The following is a 14,271-nucleotide window of genomic DNA, read 5'->3' on the forward strand; positions in this document are numbered from 1 at the left end:
GACGTCCGACACGGTCCCGGGCTCGCCCGGCGGGCCCGCATGCGGTAGCGCCGAGCGGTAGCGTGAGCGCGACGAGCGGTTTCCAGCGATCCGGGGCCAGGCCCCGAGGACGACGAGGGCGGACATGGGCATCATCACGCGGGGCTTCTTCGGCAAGAGGGAGGCGGACCCGGACCTCCCGCCGGGCCAGCACCTCGAGAACGGCTTCCCCGTCCTCTCGATCGGGCCCACCCCGAACATCCACGAGTGGGCCTTCTCCATCGACGGCGGTCCCGCGGGCGTCCGCCGCTGGAACCGGGAGGAGTTCGACGCGCTCCCGCACGAGGACGTGCACACCGACATCCACTGCGTGACCCGGTGGTCGAAGCTCGGCACCAGCTGGCGCGGCGTCTCGGTCGACACGCTGCTGGAGGGCCTGGAGACGGACGCCGGCTTCGTCATGGCGCAGAGCTTCGGCGGCTACACGACGAACCTCCCGCTCGCCGAGATCCGCGGCGGGAGGGCCTGGGTCGTCACCGAGTTCGAGGGGAAGCCCCTCGCGGCCGAGCACGGCGGCCCCGCCCGGCTCCTGGTGCCGCACCTCTACTTCTGGAAGAGCGCGAAGTGGGTCCGGACGCTCCGCCTGATGCCCGGCGACGAGCCCGGCTTCTGGGAGCAGAACGGCTACCACATGCACGGGGACCCCTGGAAAGAGGAGCGCTACTGGTGATGTGGACGGAGGCGGTGGCCGAGTCGGTCGCGCCGCTCACGCCCACGTCGCGCCTCCTGGTGCTCCGCGTGCCCGGGTGGCCGGGCCACCTGGCGGGGCAGCACCTCGACGTGCGCCTCACCGCGCCCGACGGCTACCAGGCGAGCCGCTCCTACTCGATCGGCGCCCCGGCCGACGGGGAGCGGGTCGAGCTCGCGGTCGAGAGGCTGGACGACGGGGAGGTCTCCCCGTACCTGGTCGACGGACTCGAAGCGGGCGACCGGCTCGAGATCCGCGGTCCGATCGGCGGCTGGTTCGTCTGGCGCCCCGAGCAGGCGGAGCCGGTGCAGCTGATCGCGGGCGGGAGCGGCGTGGTGCCGCTGATGGCGATGGCGCGCGAGCACGCCCGGTCCGGGAGCGGGGCGCGGATGGAGCTGCTCTACTCGGTCCGCTCGCCCGTCTTCGCCTACTACCGCGAGGAGCTGGCGGCGCTCGCCGAGCGGCCGGCCGCGACGGGCGGAGTCGCGGTGGACCACGTCTTCACCCGGGTGGCGCCGGCGGGAGCGGCGCGTCCGGCCGGCCGCGTCACTCCGGAGCTGCTCGCCGAGGCGGCTCTGCCGGCCCCGCTCGAGCCGACCGTCTACGTGTGCGGCCCGACCTCGTTCGTCGAGGCCGTCGCCACCGCCCTGGTCGAGCAGGGCCACGCGCCCGAGCGCGTCCGCACCGAGCGCTTCGGCGGCGCCTGACGCCTTTCCCCGCGAGGCGCCGCGCCCCGGCGGCGCCCCGGGGGGAGGGATCACTCGAAGGAGACGGTGCGGTTCTCGCCGATGTCGGGCTGTCCGCCGGTGACGGCGGCCTTGAGGACCTTGAACAGCACCACCGGACGCGGCTCGTCGGTCGCCCACAGCTCGACGGTCTCGGCCTCGACGCGGATCAGCGCGACGGTCGGGTCGTCCTTGCCGTCGGGGAACCAGCCGGCGACGGCCGGGGACCACAGCTCGTCCACCTTCGCCGGGTCGTGCACGACGGTCGCCGAGCCGGCCACCGACAGGTAGCCCTTCTTCGACTCGAACGCGACGTTGACGCTCGGGTTCGCGCGGATGTCGTCGACCTTGGGCGACGGGTCCTGCGTGAAGAACCACAGCTCGCCGTCGAAGTCGATGTCCTGGGCCTTGAGCGGACGGCTGACGAGCTGCCCGGTGGCATTGACGGTGGTGAGGAGCCCGATCCCGGCGCTCTTCACCATCTCGGTGATCTGCTCGCGGTCGTCGGAGTCGGCGGGAGTGATGTCGGTGTCGGTCATGGTGCCGACGCTACGCGGACCGTGCGCCGCCGCAAGGGGTGGCGACGCCTCACCGCGCGTGTCTAGCGTCGAGGCATGGACACCGAATCGACGTACACCGCCATCCTCGACAGCGGAGCGGAGCAGGAGAGCATCCGCCTCGAGATGATCGACGGCTCCCCGCAGCGCTCCTTCACCCGCCTGGCCGACATCGACGGCGAGGAGGTCGAGGTGGTCTGGGAGCTGGAGCCCGACGACGACGGCTTCCACGTCTACCGCCCGGTGCGGGTCGAGGGCCGCGACGACGACAGCGGACTGGTCTCGGACGACCGGCTGACCGACGGCGGCGGCGCCGACGCGGCCTCCGGCGACTGATCCCCGGCGCGCCCGTCCGTCGGCCTGAGCCGAGCGGGCGGGCGCGCTGTCCCATCCGGCTCGAGGGAGACGCCCCTCCGCTCAGGCCGTCGGGTGCAGGGCGTCGTACGCGCGGAACCCCGGCCGCAGGCGCAGCACCGCGGCGAGGATCGCGATGATCGCGAGCCCGCCCGCGAGCGGCGGCAGCCAGAGCAGCGCGAGCGAGGCGAGCAGTCCCGTGTAGAGGTCGCCGACCCGCGGGCCGCCCGTCACCACGACGATGAACACGCCCTGGAGACGACCTCTCATGTTGTCCGGGACCGCGGTCTGCAGCATCGTCTGCCGGAAGATCGAGCTGACGTTGTCCGAGGCGCCCGCGCCGGCCAGGGCGACCGCCACCAGCGCGATGAGCCCCGCGTTCGGCGCCGACGCGTCGTGCTGCACGAGTGCGGCACCGAGCAGGACCGTGCCGAAGGCGACGACGAACGCTCCGTACACCTGGATCGAGCGGCCGATCGCGAGGCCCTGCCGTCGGACCCCGGACAGCCGGCCGGAGAAGACGCCGCTGATCAGCGCCCCGATCGCGAACGCGGCCGTGAGGGCGCCCACCGTCACCGCGCCTCCGCCGAGCAGCACGGCGGCGGCCGCCGGGAAGACCACGCGCGGCTGTCCGAAGGTCATGGCCACGATGTCGACCAGGAAGGACATCCGGATGTTCGGGGCGCCCTTCAGGAAGCCCAGGCCGTACCGGAGGGACTCCAGCCCCGGCCGCTGCCGCTCGCCCTCGGGCACGAGCGCCGGCAGCCCCGCGATGCCGAGGAACGCAGCGAGGAACAGCACGACGTCGATCGTGTACGTGATCGCGAAGCCGGAGGAGGCGACCAGCACGCCGGCGAGGGCGGGCCCCACGGTCACCTCGACTCCGCTCGCGATGCCGCCCAGCGCGGCGGCGGCGGGGACCAGCTCGGTGCGGAGCAGCCGCGGAGCCAGCGTCATCCGGGTGGTCACGATCACCGTCGTCGCCACCGCGTTCACGGCGGTGAGCACGTAGAGGGAGAGCGGGGTCTCGGCGCCGAGCCAGGCGAGGGCCGCGATCCCCGCGGTCGAGCCCCAGGCCACGACCGCGGCGAGCAGGAGCACCAGGCGGCGGTCGAACGCGTCGGCGAGCATCCCGCCGTAGAGGCCGGCGATCACGGTCGGGACCAGCGCCACCACGCCGACCAGCGCGACCGCGAGGGTCGATCCGGTGAGCTCGTAGATGTGCAGGCCGACCGCGACGATCGTCATCTGGCCGCCGATGCCCGAGATCACGTTGCCGGCCCAGAGCCGGGCGAAGGCCGGGGACTCGCGGAGGGGGGAGACGTCGAGGACGTGGCTGCGCCGGGGGGCGCGGGGGGTCTGGCTCACTCGCTCCATTCTGCTGACTCCGCCGCCCCGGCGGGCCGCGTCGCGTCGATCCGGGGGCTCAGGGGTCATCCCCTAGGGTGAGAGGCATGAGCACGTCATCCGACGGCGCGCCCGGGCGTCAGGGTCCTCCTGCCCCGCGAGCAGCCGGAGCCGCCCCCTCGCGACGCTCGATCCGCACCGCCGCCGAGGCGGGCGCGCGTCGCGCGGCGGCCGCCACGGGCGGTCGGCGCAGCTCCACGGGCGGCGTCCGCGCCGGAGCCGCTCGGACCGGTGCCACGGCCTCGGGAGCTCGCGGGTTCCTCCGCCGCTACGGAGCCGGGATCGTCTCGGTCCTCCTGGCCGTCCTCGCCGTCCCGCTGTCGTTCTTCGTCTGGTACGCCCTGATCTCGCTCGGCGCCTACCCGGGCGACCAGGCCGTCAGCGACCTGCTGGTCGGCGTGCTCTACACCGCGCTCGTGCACGCGGTCCTGCTCGCCGGGATCCTGCTCGCCGTCTCCACCCTCCGCGCCCGGCGTCGCGAGAAGCGCCCGCCCATCGCCGGCTGGATCGGCGTGGTCCTCAACGTCATCGTGCTCGTCTACTGGCAGCTGCTGGTCTCGCCGTGGCTCGTCGTGCTCTGGAACCGGGCCACCGGCTCCTGATACCGCCCTCCCTCTGGTAGAGTCGTCCGGTTGCCGTTCGACGGCCGCGGATCAAGAGAGCCCACGCATCAGGCGCCGGGCACCGCGCAACGAGAGAGAGGGGATCCCATATATGGCACTCGAAGCAGATGTCAAGAAGGCGATCATCGAAGAGTACGCGACCCACCCCGGTGACACCGGATCCCCCGAGGTGCAGGTGGCCGTCCTGACCAAGCGGATCAAGGACCTCACCGAGCACCTCAAGGAGCACAAGCACGACCACCACTCGCGTCGTGGTCTGCTGCTGCTCGTGGGTCAGCGTCGTCGACTCCTCGGCTACCTGTCGGATGTGGACATCAACCGCTACCGCTCGCTGATCGAGCGTCTCGGTCTGCGCCGCTAGCTCCTCCTGGAGCAGGGCGCGGTCTCGATGACACCGCGAACTTCTTGCCGAACGGGCCGTCCTCCTCGCGGAGGGCGGCCCGTTCCGCGTTCCCGGGCGGACGAGGCGCGCGGCGCCGGTCAGGGCAGGGGAGCGGGGCGGTCGACTCCGCCCCACGAGTAGCCGCTCGAGGCCGAGAACCAGTCGGCCGCGGCCCGCTGGAGCGCCGTGTCCTCCTCGGGGCGGCCGGGAGCCTCCACGGCGTCGACGAGCCCGGGCAGGGCGATCCGCCAGGCCGCCGCGCTGCGCTGGGCGCGGGCCCAGTCGCGCGCGCACACCGGGTCCTCGGCCGCCGCAGCGAGAGCCCGCGGCGAGGTCACCCGCCAGCCGGTGTCCGACTCCGCGACCACGACCGCGCAGGTGAGCGCGGCGCCGCGGATGATGCTGTCGGGACCGGCGGAGGGGCCGATCGCCTGATCCTGAGCCGCGACCACCGCGGTGAGCGCGAGCTGCAGCCGGGTCGAGGGCTCGTCGGGCCGCGGTCGGATCCTCCCGTCGCCGGCCGAGACCGAGGCCGCCGATCCGGGTGCGAGGAGCAGTCCGGAGGAGGACTGCGACGCGTGCAGGCTCAGCAGCCCCGTCACTCCGTCCGTCCCGCTCGTCACGCCCCGCACCGAGGAGTCGCCGAGACTCCAGACGACGGGGGTGCGGTTGTGGATCGTGAGGCGCCGGTGGTCCTCGTCGAGGCAGGCCACGAGGTGGCCGGCCGGCACGCCCGCTCCGCCCTCGAAGGCGGACGAGGCGGCCAGCAGCTCCCGGGCGTCGTCGCACTGGGCGGGGGCGTCGGAGGCGGCGGCGGCCTGGTCGGCGACCGGCGCCCGGGGGGCGAGGGAGCCGTGCACGCTCGCGACCGCCGCCGTGGTGAGCGCCGCGGCGGCGAGGAGGAGGACCACGCCGCGCCTGCCCATCCTCCGCACCTCCTGGTCGGAGGCTAGCCCGGCACGGGCGCTCGGGCCAGCGCCGCGAGGGGCCCTCGAAGCGTCCGGCAGGAATTCTTTCGAGGAATCTCAGACCGGGTGCATCCGAGGAGGCGCCTCGGGCGGAAGTAGTGGTGAAGGCCCTTCTCGACCACCCCCCGACCCCTCGCGGGTCCCATCGTGAAAGAGGAACACCGTGACCACCTCCCGCTTCTCCCGCAGCCTGCTCGCCGGTGCCTGCATCGGAACCCTGGCCGTCGTCGGCATCGCCACAACGCCCGCCGCCGCCGCCGACGCCGACTCGGCCGACCTCTCGGTCCTGCACGCCGTCCCCGACACCCCGGTCGACGTCTACGTCGACGGCAAGCTGACGCTCGACGACTTCACCCCCGGCTCGCTCGCCGGCCCGCTCGACCTCCCCACCGGCACCTACAAGGTCGCCATCACGGCCTCCACCGCCGCGGACGCCAGCGCCCCCGTGATCGGCCCGATCGACATCAGCCTCGAGGCGGGGAAGAGCTACACCGTCGCGGCGCACCTCAAGCCCGACAACACCCCCACCGCGACCCTCTTCACCAACGACATCTCGAAGACCGCCGCGGGCGAGGGCCGGCTCACGGTCCGCCACATCGCCGCCGCTCCGGCCGTGGACATCCTCGCCGGAGGGTCGCCCGTCCTGACGAACGTGACGAACCCGAACGAGGGCGTGCTGAACCTCGCCCCGGCCACGATCTCGACCGTGGTCGCCGCGACCGGGACCACCGCGCCGGTCATCGGCCCGGCCGACGTGCAGGTCCAGGAGGGCGTGAACACGATCGTCTACGCCTGGGGCAGCCTGGAGAAGGGCAACCTCGCTCTCGCGACGCAGACCATCGACGGACTGCACTCCTCGCCGTCGGGCGTCCCCGCCGGTGAGGCCGGCCTCGCCGCGGACAACCGCCCCGACGCCGCCGCGGGCTGGTGGGGCGGAGCACTGCTCGCCGCCCTCGCCGCCGCCGGCGCCGTGCTGATCGGCCGCCGCACCGCCGCCTCGCGTCGCTGACCCGAGGAACCGACCGCCGGGTCGGCCGTGCTGGAGCGCGGCCGTCCCGGCACCCCCGACCACGACCCAGGAGGACGCCATGAGCCGGAGCCCCTTCCCTCTGCGCGTCCTCGCCGTGGTCGGGCTGATCGTGGCCGGTGCCGGTCTCGCCGGATGCGCGGCGCAGGAGTCCCGGGTGGAGCCCGCTCCCGCCGCCGTCTCCTCGGCGCCCCAGCAGCCGGTGCCGGCCACGGTCCCCTCCTCGCCCACGGCGGCCCCGCCGGAAGCGGTGCCGTCCGTCCCGGTGGCGGACGCCCGGCTCGGCGCGACCCCCGCCCCCACCGCGCTCGCTCCCGAGCGGCTCGTCGTCGAGGGGCTCCCCGTCGACATGGCCGTCGAGCCGGTCGGAGTCGCGGACGACGGCACGATGGAGCTCGTGCCCGACACGCAGGTCGCCGGCTGGTACCGCTTCGGCGCCGGCCTCGACGAGCCGGAGGGCACGGTCGTGATCGCCGCGCACGTCGACTCCCTCGCCTACGGCCTCGGGCCGTTCGTCGAGCTGAAGAAGGCGGTCCCGGGCCAGACCGTGACCCTCACCGGCGCGGACGGCGCGGAGCGCGCGTACACCGTCTCGACGGTGGAGACCACGGAGAAGACCACGGTCGACCTCTCGGCCGTGTTCGCCGCCGACGGACCGCCGCGGCTGGTCCTGATCACCTGCGGCGGCGACTTCGACTACGACACCCGCCACTACCTCAGCAACGTGGTGGTCACGGCCGTCCCGGCCGGCTGATCCGCCCGCCCGAGCCTCAGCGACGTACGATGAGCCTCGCAGCGCCGCACGCCCCCGGGCGGCAGCGCTCCCCGCAGCCCTGGAGGGACCCCCTGATCGAGACCATCGAGCCCGCCGACGGCGCCGAGGCCGACAGCGCTCTCGTGGCCCGGCTCGGCCGCCGCTTCGCCGCAGGGGAGGAGGCGGCGCTCGCCGAGGCCTACTCGCGCTGGTCGCCGCTGGTCTTCACGCTGGCGCTGCGCTCGCTCGGCGACCGCGGCGACGCGGAGGACGTGGTGCAGCGCGTGTTCGTCTCGGCCTGGACCTCGCGCTCGGGCTTCGACCCCGGACGGGCGGCTCTCGGAGCCTGGCTGGTCGGGATCTCCCGGAGGAGGATCGCGGACGCGCACGAGGCGCGGGCGCGCGAGCGGAGGCTCACCGAGGCCCTCGTCGCCGTCACGCCGGTCGAGGAGGGGGAGGCCCCCGTCGACCTCGAGGCGCGGATCCTGATCGCCGACGAGCTGGCCCGCCTGGATCCCGTCCCCCGGCGGGTGATCGGCCTCGCCTTCTACGAGGACCTCACCCACACCGAGATCGCCGAGCGCACCGGCCTGCCGCTCGGTACCGTCAAGAGCCACATCCGCCGCAGCCTCGACCGGCTCCGCTCCCGCCTGGAGGTGAGCAGCACATGACCCACCTCGATCCCGACGAGCTCGCCCTGCTCGCCCTCGGCGAGCACTCGAGCGACGCCGAGCAGACCCACCTGCGCGACTGCCCCGACTGCGCCCGGCAGCTGGTCGAGCTCGGCCACGCCGCGGGCCTGGGCCGTGCGAGCCGTGCTGTCGAGCTGGAGGCGCCGCCCGCGATCGTCTGGGACCGCATCCGCGAGGAGCTCGCCCTCGGCGACCTCGGGCCCGGCGCCCTGCCGTCGTCGGCCGCTGCCGTGCCGCCTCCGCTCGCCCTTCCCCCGGGACGGCACCGTCCCGCCCGCCGCCGCCGGCCCCGCGCTCTGAGCGCCGTGCTGGCCGCTCTCGGCGCGCTCGTCATCGGGGTCGCGGGCGGAGCCTGGTGGCAGGCCTCGCGGAGCGACGACACCGCCGCCGTCGTGGCGCGCGCTGATCTCGCCGCTTTCCCCGACTGGCAGGGAGCGAGCGGAACCGCCGAGCTGGAGGACGCCGACGGCACCCGCCGCCTGCACGTGCACCTCGATGCGCAGAGCGCGGACGACTCGTACCGGGAGGTCTGGCTCCTCGCCGCCGACGCCTCCGGGCTGGTCGGGCTCGGCGTGCTCGACGGGACCGACGGCGTCTTCGCCGTCCCCGACGACGTCGACCTCGCCGAGTACCCGCTCGTGGACGTCTCCCAGGAGCCGTTCGACGACGACCCGGAGCACTCCGGCGACTCGATCGTCCGCGGCCCCCTGCGCGAGGGCTGAGGCCTAGGCCAAGCGCTCCGCCAGCACGGCCGTGAGCGCCTGCACCGCGGCGGAGGGGCGCGGCGCCGTGCAGACCGAGAGCTCCCAGACCAGCCCCGGCCAGTCGAGCGCGAGGGCCGTGACGCCCTCCAGCGGCTCGACGCCCGCGCGCGGCACGATCGCCGGCCCCAGCCCCGCCTGCACGAAGCGGGGGATCCCCGGCAGATCGGCGACCTCGGTGGCCACCCGGCGCGACGCCCCGGCCTCGCGGAAGGCGAGGTCGACGGCGACCCTGTTGCCGAAGCCGGCGGGCGTGTCCACGAAGGTGAGCCCGTCGAGGTCCTGCGGGGAGGGCGGTCCCGCCGCGGCGAGCGGATGCGCGCTCTCCACCAGCAGGACGTAGTCGCTGCGCACCAGCCGCGTCACCGCCAGGCCCCGCAGCTGCGCCGCGGGCAGTGCCAGCAGAGCGGCGTCGAGCAGGCCGCGGCGCAGGTCCTCGGCGAGACCGGTGGAGCCGGTGGTCGAGGTGCGCAGGAGCAGGTCCACCAGCGGGTGCCGGGTGCGGAAGACGCCGAGTGCGCCGGGCAGGTCGACGAGGTCGAGGGCGGAGAAGGTGCCCACCCGCACCCGCCCGCGGAGCCCCGCCGCGTCGTCGGCCGCGAGCGAGCGCATCCGGTCGAGGCTGTCGATCGCCGATCGGGCCGAGGGCAGGAGCGCCTCGCCGACCGCGGTGAGCGCCACCCGCCGGGTCGAGCGGGCGAACAGCGGCGAGCCGAGCTCCTGCTCGAGCGAGCGGATGCTCGCCGAGAGGGTCGACTGCACGACGAACAGGCGCGCGGCCGCCCGGGTGAAGCTGAGCTCCTCGGCGACGGCGACGAAGGCGGCGAGCTGGCGGTCGTCCATCCGCTCATTATCCAGCAGGGACGATCAATCCAACCGAGATCCTCCGTTGGACACGGATGATGGGGCGGAGCACTGTGGACACCGTGACCACCACCGAGCGCTCCCTCCCGTCTGTCCACCGCCGCGAGCTCCCGCACCGCCACGGCTTCTGGGTGATCGCCGTCGCCTTCCTCACGGTGATGGCGTTCTCGACCGTGCCGACACCGCTCTACGCGATCTACCAGCAGCGCGACGGGTTCCCGGCCTTCGTCGTCACCGTGGTCTTCGCCGCGTACGCGGTCGGAGTCGTGGCGAGCCTCTTCCTCGCCGGGCACGTCAGCGACTGGCTCGGCCGCCGCCGGATCCTGCTCGCGTCGATCCTCGTCGAGGTCCTGGCGGCCGCCGTGTTCCTGCTCTGGCCGGACGTGCCCGGGCTGATCCTCGCCCGCCTGCTGACCGGGCTCGGCGTCGGCGCGCTCACCGCGACGGCCACCGCTCACCTCTCGGAGCTGCGCGCCGTCGCCCGCCCGGAGGAGGGCCCCGGCACCTCCCGCGCCGTCTCCGCCCTCGTCAACATGGGCGGGCTGGCGCTCGGCCCGCTCGTCGGCGGGGTGTTCGCCGTGACGGTGCGCGAGCCCCTGGTCGTCCCGTACGCCGTGTTCCTCGTCCTCCTGGTCGTCCTCGGGATCGGCGTCGCGCTCGTCCCCGAGACGGTCGAGCGGCGCGAGGTCCTCCCGGCCTACCGTCCGCAGCGCCTGGCCGTGCCGGCCGCCTCCCGCGGCGTCTTCCTCTCGGCCGCGGTCGGCGCGTTCGCCGGGTTCGCCGTGTTCGGCCTCTTCACCTCGCTGGCGCCGACCTTCCTCGCCGGGCGCTTCGGCGAGACCTCCCACCTCGAGGCGGGCGCGGTCTCCTTCGGGGTCTTCGCCGCCGGAGCCGTCGCGCAGCTGGTCTCGATCCGGCTGTCCTCGCGGACGGCGCTCCGCCTCGCGGCCGTGGCGCTGACGGCCGGGCTGCTGCTGGTCGCGACCGGTGCCGTGATCGTCTCGGTGTCCGCCTTCATCATCGGCGGGGTGCTCGCGGGAGCGGGCGTGGGCCTGCTCTTCCGCCTGGCGCTCGGAGTCGCCGGCTCGCTCGCCACCGACGAGACCCGCGGCGAGGTGCTCGCGGCCGTGTTCCTCGCCGCCTATCTCGGCCTCGCGGTGCCGGTCCTGGCGATCGGTGCCGCGCTCGCGCTCCTGCCGGCCGTCCCGGTCCTGCTCGGCTTCGTCGCCGTCGTGCTCGTCCTGGTGCTCGCGGCGATCGCCCGGATGCGGCGCACCGCCTGACGCGAGCGGGGGAGGGGCCGCGCGCTGGACAATGGAGGCATGAAGCTCTTCTCGTTCGGACGCGGCGACGCGAACCCCCTCCCCTCCGACGACCGCGGCTCGGGCAAGCTCGACGACTACGACTACGAGCTGCGTCCGAAGTCGCGGCGCGGCGACACCCTCCTCCGCCTCGCCGACTCCCGGCCGCACCAGGACGAGATCGCGCGGGTGCTCGCCCTCGGCGAGGACGAGGTCACGGCCGTGATCCCGCGCCGCACCGCGGAGGAGGAGCGCGTGGACGCTCCGATGCCGGTCCGCCTGTTCGCGGCCCAGCGCCCCTCGGGGCTCGTCGGCCAGGTGCCGCGCGGTCTCGAGAACGTGGTCGAGGCCGCCCTCGCCCGGCTCTCGGAGGCGGGGAGGTCGCCCCGCGTGCCGGCCCGCATCGTGACGGTGAGGGGCGGGCTGCGCGTCGAGCTGCTGATGCACGAGACGCGTGGCTGACGGGCGGAGGGCCCGCCGGGTCGGCGCGGTCCATGGAGGAACCGCACCGCGGCTGATAGCATGAACCGGTTCCGAATCCGAAAGCGACCGCCGGTCGACCCAGGATTCGAGCCACGGAGCAGGCCGGCAGGAAGCTGGTCCTCGGTGGTGGAGTCCCGGACGGCGGCAGCGTGCGACAGAGCACGGGCCGCCGCGGCACGAGTCGCAGGCGGCACGTCCCGCTCGCGGCACAGGTCGCGACAGCCCGGAGCTCTTCTACTGGTGGCCAGCACGAACGCCCTCCACACGACGGCACGGCGCGAAGCCCTGCCGTGGGATCGTCTCGATTCCTGACCGGACCGCTGCTCCGACGAACGCCGGCGCCCAGAAGGGGCGCCGCTGCAGACGTTAAGGAGACAGACCTCTTGGAAGGTCCTGAAATCACATTCGCCGAAGCCGTTCTCGACAACGGCTCGTACGGCACCCGCACCGTCCGCTTCGAGACCGGCCGCCTCGCGCAGCAGGCTCAGGGCGCCGTCGCCGCCTATCTCGACGAGGACACCATGCTCCTCTCGGCCACGTCGGCCTCGAAGAACCCGAAGGACAACTTCGACTTCTTCCCGCTGACCGTCGACGTCGAGGAGCGCTCCTACGCCGCCGGCAAGATCCCCGGCTCGTTCTTCCGCCGCGAGGGCCGCCCCTCCACCGAGGCGATCCTGGTCTGCCGTCTGATCGACCGGCCGCTGCGCCCCTCGTTCGTCGAGGGCCTGCGCAACGAGGTCCAGATCGTCATCACGGTCCTCAGCATCGCGCCGGACGAGTTCTACGACGCCCTCGCGATCAACGCCGCGAGCGCGTCCACGCAGATCTCCGGCCTGCCGTTCTCCGGCCCGGTCGCCGGCGTCCGCCTGGCGCTCATGTCCGACGGCTCCGGCAACGACCAGTGGGTCGCCTTCCCCAAGGCCTCCCAGCTGGAGAACGCCGTCTTCGACCTCACCGTCGCGGGCCGCGTCGTCACCAACGAGGACGGCTCCTCGGACGTCGCCATCATGATGGTCGAGGCCGAGGCCACGGAGTCCTCCTGGAACCTCATCAAGGCGGGTGCGACCAAGCCCAGCGAGGACGTCGTCGCCGAGGGCCTCGAGGCCGCCAAGCCCTTCCTCCGCGCACTCGTCGAGGCGCAGGCGAAGCTCGCCGCCGAGACCGCGAAGCCGGTCAAGGACTACCCGGTGTTCCTGCCCTACGCGCAGGAGACCTACGACAACGTCGCCGAGCTCAGCTACGACGAGCTCGTCCGCGTGTACCAGATCGCCGACAAGGTCGAGCGGCAGGACGCCGACGACGCCCTCAAGGCGCGCGTCAAGGAGCAGATCGCCGAGCGCATCGCCTCGGGTCAGCTGTCGGCCGAGGCCTACAACCAGGTCGGAGCGGCGTACAAGTCCGTCACGAAGGTGGTCGTCCGCGGCCGCATCCTCCGCGACGGCGTGCGCATCGACGGACGCGGCCTGGCCGACATCCGCCCGCTCGACGCCGAGGTGCAGGTCATCCCGCGCGTCCACGGCTCGGCCATCTTCCAGCGCGGCGAGACCCAGATCCTGGGCGTCACCACGCTGAACATGCTCAAGATGGAGCAGCAGATCGACTCGCTGTCGCCCGTCACCAAGAAGCGGTACCTGCACCACTACAACTTCCCGCCCTACTCGACCGGTGAGACCGGCCGCGTCGGATCGCCGAAGCGTCGCGAGATCGGGCACGGCTTCCTCGCCGAGCGCGCCCTCGTGCCGGTGCTGCCGAGCCGCGAGGAGTTCCCCTACGCGATCCGCCAGGTCTCCGAGGCGCTGAGCTCCAACGGCTCGACCTCGATGGGCTCGGTCTGCGCGTCGACCCTGTCGCTCCTCAACGCCGGAGTGCCGCTGCGCGCCCCGGTCGCGGGCATCGCGATGGGCCTCGTGTCCGACGTCGTCGACGGCCAGACCCGCTACGCGGCGCTGACCGACATCCTGGGCGCCGAGGACGCGCTCGGCGACATGGACTTCAAGGTCGCCGGAACCGCCGAGTTCGTCACGGCCATCCAGCTCGACACGAAGCTCGACGGCATCCCGTCGTCGGTGCTCGACGCCGCGCTCAAGCAGGCCAAGGACGCCCGCACCACGATCCTCGCGGTGCTCACGGCGGCCATCGACCAGCCCGACGAGATGGCCCCGACCGCGCCCCGCGTGATCTCGGTGCAGATCCCCGTCGACAAGATCGGCGAGCTGATCGGCCCCAAGGGCAAGACGATCAACGCGATCCAGGACGAGACCGGCGCCGACATCTCCATCGAGGAGGACGGCACCGTCTACATCGGAGCCGTCGACGGCCCGTCGGCCGAGGCCGCGCGTGCGCAGGTCAACGCCATCGCGAACCCGACCAACCCCGAGGTCGGCGAGCAGTTCCTCGGAACCGTCGTCAAGCTCGCGACGTTCGGCGCGTTCGTCTCGCTCCTCCCCGGCAAGGACGGACTGCTGCACATCAGCGAGGTCCGCAAGCTCGCCGGCGGCAAGCGCGTCGAGAACGTCGAGGACGTCCTCGGAGTCGGTCAGAAGCTGCTCGTCCAGATCACCAAGATCGACGATCGCGGCAAGCTGTCCCTCGCGCCCGTCGTGGCCGAGGAGGCCGAGGCCGAGGCTCCCGCCGAGAGCTGATCCC

Annotated in this window: 16 protein-coding genes; 12 read left to right on the plus strand and 4 right to left on the minus strand. The window is 73.6% G+C overall.

Features of this window, described 5'->3' with window-relative positions:
- Window positions 1-124: 124 nt before the first annotated feature.
- Window positions 125-709, plus strand: a complete 585-nt coding sequence (locus C5D66_RS04995) for a molybdopterin-dependent oxidoreductase (protein WP_104224820.1) — start codon at window positions 125-127, stop codon at window positions 707-709.
- The gene (locus C5D66_RS05000) at window positions 709-1,434 is read left to right on the plus strand and encodes a ferredoxin reductase (protein ID WP_104274066.1); all 726 of its coding nucleotides are present in this window, start codon (window positions 709-711) and stop codon (window positions 1,432-1,434) included. The genes C5D66_RS04995 and C5D66_RS05000 overlap by 1 nt, the downstream gene beginning before the upstream one ends.
- A gap of 50 nt (window positions 1,435-1,484) precedes the next feature.
- Here the strand turns inward: C5D66_RS05000 and C5D66_RS05005 are convergent, their stop codons facing one another.
- On the minus strand, window positions 1,485-1,991 hold the full coding sequence (locus tag C5D66_RS05005; RefSeq protein ID WP_104224818.1) for a pyridoxamine 5'-phosphate oxidase family protein: 507 nt from the start codon (window positions 1,989-1,991) through the stop codon (window positions 1,485-1,487).
- A gap of 75 nt (window positions 1,992-2,066) precedes the next feature.
- Here C5D66_RS05005 and C5D66_RS05010 point away from each other — a divergent pair, with 75 nt between their 5' ends.
- A complete protein-coding gene (locus tag C5D66_RS05010) occupies window positions 2,067-2,345 on the plus strand; it encodes a hypothetical protein (RefSeq protein WP_104224817.1) in 279 nt (92 codons plus the stop codon).
- An 81-nt stretch (window positions 2,346-2,426) separates the two neighbouring features.
- Here the strand turns inward: C5D66_RS05010 and C5D66_RS05015 are convergent, their stop codons facing one another.
- Window positions 2,427-3,731, minus strand: coding sequence for an MFS transporter (locus tag C5D66_RS05015; protein WP_258063821.1), 1,305 nt, complete (start codon window positions 3,729-3,731; stop codon window positions 2,427-2,429).
- A gap of 86 nt (window positions 3,732-3,817) precedes the next feature.
- On the opposite strand from C5D66_RS05015, the gene C5D66_RS05020 reads away from it, so the two are divergent.
- Both C5D66_RS05020 and rpsO read left to right on the plus strand, forming a co-directional pair.
- A complete protein-coding gene (locus C5D66_RS05020) occupies window positions 3,818-4,372 on the plus strand; it encodes a hypothetical protein (RefSeq protein ID WP_104274064.1) in 555 nt (184 codons plus the stop codon).
- Between the two features lie 112 nt (window positions 4,373-4,484).
- Window positions 4,485-4,754, plus strand: a complete 270-nt coding sequence (rpsO, locus tag C5D66_RS05025; protein WP_068252328.1) for a 30S ribosomal protein S15 — start codon at window positions 4,485-4,487, stop codon at window positions 4,752-4,754.
- Between the two features lie 119 nt (window positions 4,755-4,873).
- On the opposite strand, the gene C5D66_RS05030 is transcribed toward rpsO, so the two are convergent.
- Window positions 4,874-5,701: a hypothetical protein gene (locus C5D66_RS05030; protein WP_104224814.1), complete on the minus strand. Its 828-nt coding sequence runs from the start codon at window positions 5,699-5,701 to the stop codon at window positions 4,874-4,876.
- A gap of 205 nt (window positions 5,702-5,906) precedes the next feature.
- On the opposite strand from C5D66_RS05030, the gene C5D66_RS05035 reads away from it, so the two are divergent.
- The 4 genes from C5D66_RS05035 (at window position 5,907) to C5D66_RS05050 (ending at window position 8,938) form a co-directional block, all read left to right on the plus strand.
- Window positions 5,907-6,752, plus strand: a complete 846-nt coding sequence (locus C5D66_RS05035) for a DUF4397 domain-containing protein (RefSeq protein ID WP_104255559.1) — start codon at window positions 5,907-5,909, stop codon at window positions 6,750-6,752.
- A gap of 79 nt (window positions 6,753-6,831) precedes the next feature.
- The gene (locus tag C5D66_RS05040; RefSeq protein ID WP_104255560.1) at window positions 6,832-7,524 is read left to right on the plus strand and encodes a class F sortase; all 693 of its coding nucleotides are present in this window, start codon (window positions 6,832-6,834) and stop codon (window positions 7,522-7,524) included.
- Window positions 7,525-7,553: 29 nt separating this feature from the next.
- Window positions 7,554-8,195, plus strand: a complete 642-nt coding sequence (locus C5D66_RS05045) for an RNA polymerase sigma factor (protein WP_104226288.1) — start codon at window positions 7,554-7,556, stop codon at window positions 8,193-8,195.
- Window positions 8,192-8,938, plus strand: a complete 747-nt coding sequence (locus C5D66_RS05050) for an anti-sigma factor (RefSeq protein WP_104274063.1) — start codon at window positions 8,192-8,194, stop codon at window positions 8,936-8,938. The genes C5D66_RS05045 and C5D66_RS05050 overlap by 4 nt, the downstream gene beginning before the upstream one ends.
- Before the next feature lie 3 nt (window positions 8,939-8,941).
- On the opposite strand, the gene C5D66_RS05055 is transcribed toward C5D66_RS05050, so the two are convergent.
- Entirely contained in the window at window positions 8,942-9,820 is an 879-nt protein-coding gene (locus C5D66_RS05055; RefSeq protein WP_104274062.1) for a LysR family transcriptional regulator, read from the minus strand.
- 83 nt (window positions 9,821-9,903) lie between these two features.
- On the opposite strand from C5D66_RS05055, the gene C5D66_RS05060 reads away from it, so the two are divergent.
- The 3 genes from C5D66_RS05060 (at window position 9,904) to C5D66_RS05070 (ending at window position 14,267) form a co-directional block, all read left to right on the plus strand.
- Window positions 9,904-11,124, plus strand: coding sequence for an MFS transporter (locus C5D66_RS05060; protein WP_258059399.1), 1,221 nt, complete (start codon window positions 9,904-9,906; stop codon window positions 11,122-11,124).
- Between the two features lie 39 nt (window positions 11,125-11,163).
- Window positions 11,164-11,604 (plus strand): hypothetical protein, encoded by a 441-nt coding sequence (locus C5D66_RS05065; RefSeq protein WP_104233257.1) that lies wholly within the window; start codon window positions 11,164-11,166, stop codon window positions 11,602-11,604.
- Between the two features lie 404 nt (window positions 11,605-12,008).
- Complete coding sequence (locus C5D66_RS05070) at window positions 12,009-14,267, plus strand: polyribonucleotide nucleotidyltransferase (RefSeq protein ID WP_104226293.1); 2,259 nt, start codon at window positions 12,009-12,011, stop codon at window positions 14,265-14,267.
- Window positions 14,268-14,271: the final 4 nt, after the last annotated feature.

Source organism: Rathayibacter sp. AY1B4 (assembly GCF_002932815.1).
Taxonomy (GTDB): Bacteria; Actinomycetota; Actinomycetes; order Actinomycetales; family Microbacteriaceae; genus Rathayibacter.

Excerpts from the sequence above, each read along its gene's own strand:
- C5D66_RS05055 (WP_104274062.1), bottom strand. The coding sequence starts at position 9,820 with ATGGACGACCGCCAGCTCGCCGCCTTCGTCGCCGTCGCCGAGGAGCTC.
- C5D66_RS05040 (WP_104255560.1), top strand. The coding sequence starts at position 6,832 with ATGAGCCGGAGCCCCTTCCCTCTGCGCGTCCTCGCCGTGGTCGGGCTG.
- C5D66_RS04995 (WP_104224820.1), top strand. The coding sequence starts at position 125 with ATGGGCATCATCACGCGGGGCTTCTTCGGCAAGAGGGAGGCGGACCCG.
- C5D66_RS05005 (WP_104224818.1), bottom strand. The coding sequence starts at position 1,991 with ATGACCGACACCGACATCACTCCCGCCGACTCCGACGACCGCGAGCAG.
- C5D66_RS05050 (WP_104274063.1), top strand. The coding sequence starts at position 8,192 with ATGACCCACCTCGATCCCGACGAGCTCGCCCTGCTCGCCCTCGGCGAG.
- C5D66_RS05010 (WP_104224817.1), top strand. The coding sequence starts at position 2,067 with ATGGACACCGAATCGACGTACACCGCCATCCTCGACAGCGGAGCGGAG.
- C5D66_RS05065 (WP_104233257.1), top strand. The coding sequence starts at position 11,164 with ATGAAGCTCTTCTCGTTCGGACGCGGCGACGCGAACCCCCTCCCCTCC.
- rpsO (WP_068252328.1), top strand. The coding sequence starts at position 4,485 with ATGGCACTCGAAGCAGATGTCAAGAAGGCGATCATCGAAGAGTACGCG.
- C5D66_RS05045 (WP_104226288.1), top strand. The coding sequence starts at position 7,554 with ATGAGCCTCGCAGCGCCGCACGCCCCCGGGCGGCAGCGCTCCCCGCAG.
- C5D66_RS05000 (WP_104274066.1), top strand. The coding sequence starts at position 709 with ATGTGGACGGAGGCGGTGGCCGAGTCGGTCGCGCCGCTCACGCCCACG.
- C5D66_RS05030 (WP_104224814.1), bottom strand. The coding sequence starts at position 5,701 with ATGGGCAGGCGCGGCGTGGTCCTCCTCCTCGCCGCCGCGGCGCTCACC.
- C5D66_RS05020 (WP_104274064.1), top strand. The coding sequence starts at position 3,818 with ATGAGCACGTCATCCGACGGCGCGCCCGGGCGTCAGGGTCCTCCTGCC.